At 49.0% G+C, this 5,776-nt stretch carries 1 protein-coding gene; it reads left to right on the top strand.

The window, feature by feature from the left end:
• Window positions 1-346: 346 nt before the first annotated feature.
• Window positions 347-5,713, top strand: a complete 5,367-nt coding sequence (locus ACL7TT_RS20260; protein ID WP_413397996.1) for a fibronectin type III domain-containing protein — start codon at window positions 347-349, stop codon at window positions 5,711-5,713.
• The last annotated feature ends 63 nt before the right edge of the window (window positions 5,714-5,776 follow it).

The following is a 5,776-nucleotide window of genomic DNA, read 5'->3' as shown; positions in this document are numbered from 1 at the left end:
CTCAATCTGGCATCTTTGCTCATAGGTCAGTTGCTTGTAGTGTCTCATTGCATAACTCTTGCCGGAGAAAAAGCGAGAAGCCTACGGGCAACTGGCCGCTTTTTCTAGCTCCATTGAGATATGCACTTACAAGTTGAATCTAGGAAGATTTACAATTGCAGTTTTTCTCTTTATGTTGTCTGTTGTTAGCTTTGCGCTACCTAAGCCGCCCGATAATGACTGTACGGGTAGGGCGCCTCTGGTTACCAATGTAAGTTTGCCGAGTTCGGACGCAGACGGTAACTACGATTTAAAATTTTATCTTAATCCGAGATTCTTTACACCTTGTAGCGAAGTGGTTACAGAAGTGAGTAAGGATGGTGGCGCTTATAAGGTATATAGCCACTACGTCAGGTCGGGGGAAAGTATCCTTAATGTTAAGAATGTGAATTCCGGTATTTATAAATACCGGATCAAACACTATTACGTTGGTGATATTAATGGTTCCAACTGGGTGTACACCGATGAAATTAAGGTAATCAGGAAACCCAACACGTCCGGCAGTGTCAGTTTTTCCAATAATGAAGGCGGTACCGACAGAAACGGTGTGTTTACTTTACAGTGGGGCGCTCCACAAACACCACCGAAAATTAGCGGGTATCATGTAGATCAGTGTTTAACCTCTTGCGATAGCAGTGGTAGCTGGAATCGTATCTATTCATCATCCAGCACTGGGACAAAATCCATTAGAGTTCCCTCATCAGGAAAAATAGGTAATGGTAAATACCGCTACCGCGTGCGTGCTTATGTCAAAGTGGGTAATACTGTAAAGGGGGGCTCCTGGAAATACAGTACATACCTTACGGTTAATCGCAAACCAGACGCGGTAACAAATTTTACCCAGCCAAGCGGCGGTACACAGACGGGTAATTTCCAGGTGGCCTGGAGTGCGCCCACAGGTGCCTTCGATCCAATCACACAGTATCAGATACAGTGCAGTAAAGATGGCGGCGGCTTTATCTTCAATAACTGTGGCGACGATAATACCGGCACAACCACCACCTTACCGGTTAATTTACCCTCAGGCACGGCTGGGACCTATCAATTTCGAGCGCGCGCATACAATACCGCCGGCTGGGGCCCCTGGACACCTTCTGCGAATTATAAAGCAGTCTCGGTGAATATCCCACTGCCTAAACCTACCGGTGTATCCATTACTACGCCGGAATCCAGCGATTTTGGTGACTACGATATCAGCTGGAATGCATCCGGGAATGTAACTGCTTACCAGTTGCAAAGGGAATGTAAAACCGGTACAGAAACCTGTGGCGCAGATGGTTGGCAAACCGTGCAACTCAACAATGCCACTGCAAAAACCTATGAGGTGCGTGGGCAGATCGCCGATAAATACCGCTATCGGGTAAAGGCCTGCAATGGCAATCAATGTACGGGGTGGCAAACCAGCAGCTGGGTGAAAGTGCATAATCTCGATGGTATCGAGCCTGCGGTAGTGCTTACTGGTGGCGGCACGCCTGGACAAATGGCTTACTCGACCAATGTCACCAGAACTGGCGATGCGATCATTAATATTCCTGTAGAAGTGGCCCCTGGGGTCAATGAGCTTACCCCTTCGGTCAGTATAAACTATTCGGGTGCGCGCTTTAGACAACGCAAAAATGAATCTTTGCCAGAAGATTATTTAGGCTATGGTTGGCGTATTGGTGGCTTTGGTGCTATTCGCCGCTGCGTGGTTGGCAGACCCAATGCCGATAAAATACTATTGAGTAACTCGGACTCTATTTGCCTTAATGGTGAGCCGCTTGTTGTGGTATCCGGCAGCAAATGGGGTGCAGGTAGTAAATATCGCACACAAAAGGATAGCTTTCACCTTGTCACATTGAAAAATGAAAACGGCAGGAAATGGTTTGAGGTGCAAACCCCTGACGGCAAGGTGCAGGAGTATGGCAGAACCGGTGACAGTCGTTTAAAAGTTGGCCTGTCCACGCATTTTGGCTGGACACTCAATAAAGTGACTGATGCTTTCGGTAATACCATCAACTATACATACCACCGCGATACAGTAGAGGGTATTAACTACCCGCTGGAAATAACTTACGGTAACGACTCAGATGCTCGGATCTTGTTTGAATACGGCACACGCAGCGATGCACCGCCCCAACCGCTGGATTCTGGTGATATACAGCAAGAGCAATTGGTTTTACTGCATCATATCAAAGTACTTTATAATAATAAGCTGGTCAGAAAATATAAACTAATCTCTGAAGATGAAGGGGAGATAGAAGATTACCGACGTTTAAAGTATGTCCAAAAATGTGCCTTCGACGCAAACGGCAATAATGAATTATGCTTGAATCCTATGGCGTTTGAGTGGGTTGTACCTGACAACGAAAATCCTATTGACTTTAATACCGGCGTTTCTGAAATTATCGATACCCTGGGTCAAAGTACGCGCTTTTATCATGCGATGATTGCGGATAATTCCAATGATGGCTTGTTTTCAGAAAGGCCTTTTGGTCAAGGCACAACGCCGGCCAATGGCACCCCCCTGGCTGCGGTGGATGGAAAATACCGCTCGGTAGTTTCCGAGGTTTGGCGCTCTAACGGTAATGTCAACGGTTGGCATAAAACCAGCTATGCATACCAGGGTAATGGATTTGTCAGCAACAACCGGCGCGGATTTTTGGGCTATCATGCACAAAGAGTCCACGACTTGAGTTCTAATATTGTTACTTACAGGCAATTCCGTCTGGATTATCCCTATACGGGTCGTATTGCCAGGGAAGTACAATATGCGGGTGTCTATCCTGGCAGTAACGAGTTGCTGGCAAAGCGTCAACTCAGGTATGGTAATTTAGACCTTTCAGCGGGCTTGAACTCTACCAAATACATTTATGTTAAGCAGAGCCTGGATTGGGTTATTGAAAACGGGCAGACACTTGGCTATAACTTTTACACCCACTTGCCCCAAAAAGCCAACTATGGCGATCATGGGGAACTTGTAGGTAACATGGTAAAAACCGCTCGTTTTGCGCTTTCCGCCACTGTGCCAGCCGATCAGGATTTTTGGGGTGAGGTTAAATCCATTTCTGTCACTGGCATCAAGCGCAGTCAAGAAACCATTACAACCTATAGCAACAGCACATCTGACTGGTTGATCAGTTTTAAGGAGGCAGAGCAGGTTAGCCACTTTAATGGCCCTTTAAACCGGCAGGCTGATGTTGTGCAAAGCGTCGTCTATACACGCTACGGCGATACAAATAAAGTGGGCACGGTTACACGCTTCCCGGATGATGCAAACTACGAATTCACAACGGAGTATGACTATGATGCAAGCGGTAACATAATATCGGAAACTGTGACCGGTGCCGGTATTGCAGAGCGTACATCAACGGTCAACAACTATGTTGATAAGCGTTACCCAACTACCATTGCTAACGCACTGGGCCAAGCTATGTCGCTAGACTATGACAAGCGCTTTGGTTTGGTGAAATCCATTCATTTTAATAACCGGACCACCACAATTCACTATGATAATTTTGGGCGGGAGAAAAAACGGATCAATGCCGATGGTGTAGGCTTTAGTACCACACGGGAATTCTGCTATGCGGGTAGCTGCCCGGTATATGGTGGCCAGCTTACCGCTTACCAGATCACCACAGATTCACCCATAACACCAAGCAGTACACGTTATTACGATGTCCTGGGGCGTATGGTCCAGCAGGATACCCAGGCCTTTAACGGGGTGGATACAACCAGGCAGGAATATAATTATGATTCCCTGGGCAGGTTGTATTTAGAAACCGCGCCCTATTTTGTCGGTGACGAGAAGTCGCTGACTACCTATCAATTCGATATCAGAAATCGAATTACCCAAATTGACCGCCCCGATGGCTCCCAGGTTCGCACCACCCACGCGCCGACCAGTGGTGCCGGACAATATATGGTGACGGTCGAGGAAGATGTTTTAAATGGTTCGGGTGGTTTTCAGGAGACACAGGTAAAAACCACGACTTTTAATTTCCTTGGTGACCTGCTGCTGACGGTGGACGCCGTGGGCACTTCCGAACGGGTAGCCACCAAGTACACCTACAACGGTGCGGGCCAATTGGCTTCGGTGTTAGTCAATAATGACGCTTCGACAGAAACCCTGTTTGACTATGATTCAGCCGGCTATCAAAATGCAATAACCACCCCGGATACGGGCTTGATTACCAGCGCCTATAATGCACTGGGGCAGCTGGTAAGTCAGACCGACAACAGTGGTCAGTCTGTCAATAGCAGTTATGACAAGCTGGGCCGCCTGCGCTTTAAGGAAGACGGCCAGGGCGTTGCGGAATGGATCTATGACCCCGTAAATGGTATAGGACTGCTGGGGAGCCGTACTTATACCAGCGGCGGTAGCCAGGTATACCAGGAGGTCAACAGCTATGACACAGACGCAAAGCTGGTAAATACCCATACGCGCTTACAGGCAGGCGGTCTTGTGCGCAATTACCAACAGGACTACAGCTACGATAGCCGTGGCCGTATGGCTTCTGTAACCGATCCTTCAGGCTCGGTTGTACATTTCCAGTACAATGGTCGGGGATACCTCCATCAGCTTACCGACGGCGCCAGCGTACTCAAGGCCTTCGACAGTGTAAACGCGCTAGGACAGGCCGGGGAAGAGCATTATGGCAATGGCATTGTGACAACCAGGGTGTATAACCCTGACAGTGGCAGGCTGGAAAGTATCGTATCCACAGGTGCCCAGGAGATACAAAACAACACCTACCACTGGCGCAGCAATGGCACCCTGGGGAGCCGTATAGCGAATGGTGCAGGGTCAACCACCAAGCGGGAGACATTTGGTTATGATGGATTAAACCGGCTGCAGACGGCGCAAACCTGGTTGAATAATACCAGTCAACGCACTTTGACCACGCTTTTCGACAGACTTGGCAATATCCAGAGCAAAACCAGTAGCATTGCCAGTGATACCGCTGTAACAGACTATCAGTACGGGCAAGCTGCCAACGCGGGAGCACATGCGGTAAGCTCGGCTACAATCAATGGCATCAGCTACACCTTCCGGTATAACCAAAATGGGGCAATTGTGCGCTATGACGCGGCAACCGGGGATGATAAATGGATCAGCTGGAATGCCAGGGGGCTACCTACAGAAATTGTAGTAGGCGACAGCCAGACCACACAAACCCCCACGGCCCGCGACCGCTTCAGCTATGGCCCGGGCGGCCAGCGATTCTATCGCGAAAGCAGCTACTGGGATGAGGGCCAGCAACAGCTGGTAACCGATAAAACCTTTATTGTTGGTCACTTTGAGGATTTCCTGCCGGGCAATGATCCGGAGTATAAGCGGATACAGAAAACCCGGATTGGCGATACGATTATCCTGGTGACTGCCACCGATCACGCCGGGCTTTCCATCAATACGGTGGAATATCTGCACCGCGACCACTTGGGTTCTGTGGAGAAAATCACCGATGCAGAAGGCAACCTATTGTTAGGTGCATCGAAAACCTTAGCGTATGACCCCTACGGCAGCCGCAGGAGTGGCGACTGGTCCGGGGATATGAGCGATAGCGACTTACAAGCGCTGTTAGCGGCCCAAGGCCTTAGCACCAATCGCGGGAGTTATTGTCAATTTTGGTGTTCAAAAAGCCAGATTAAGCAGCGCTCTGGTCGGCTGTTGACACCTCCTCTCCATCTTTGAACTTCACTCCGGTGATGACCTTGGCCAGGCAGTCAAAGCCCCGGAGTTTTCTCCACTTTCCCT

Origin of the sequence: Microbulbifer jejuensis (assembly GCF_047289955.1) — a bacterium.
Lineage (GTDB): Bacteria > Pseudomonadota > Gammaproteobacteria > Pseudomonadales > Cellvibrionaceae > Microbulbifer.
The sequence above is the reverse complement of the archived record's forward strand: the minus strand, read 5'-3'. Positions and strand labels throughout refer to the sequence as shown.